Below are 394 nucleotides of genomic sequence, written 5' to 3'. Positions count from 1 at the left end.
GACATGGCCTGCGCGACGTGCCACGTGATCGTCGCCGCCGACGATTTCGCCCGACTGCCACGGGCGACGGAGGCGGAGGAAGACCTGCTCGACCTCGCCCCCGTCGCGACCCGCACCAGCCGCCTGTCCTGCCAGATCCGGCTCACGGCCGCGCTCGACGGCCTGAGGGTGCGCGTCCCGGCAGAGTGAAGGTGCGCAACCTCAGTACCCGGCATGGACCGGTCCCGTCTCCCCACGAAGGGGGGATCCAGTACTGTGCTCCCGCCTTCGCGGGAGCACATGGGATGTCCCGTGCCTGTTCAAAGCGATAAGTACCGGCTCGTTCGGGTTTCACCGTGCCGATAACCCAGAGTTTCGCCCACTTGTCCGTCGAAAGCCGCGTAATGGACCCGGA

General features: G+C 67.3%; 1 protein-coding gene. It reads left to right on the top strand.

Going from position 1 to position 394, the window contains the following annotated elements; genetic code table 11:
* Positions 1 to 189 (top strand): 2Fe-2S iron-sulfur cluster-binding family protein (locus tag AC0IYH_RS29655; protein ID WP_471837644.1); only part of this gene is annotated, 189 nt, incomplete at its 5' end.
* Positions 190 to 394: the final 205 nt, after the last annotated feature.

It is taken from the genome of Pseudomonas sp. AC463 (assembly GCF_979253585.1).
This window is presented reverse-complemented; position numbering and strand designations above follow the sequence as displayed.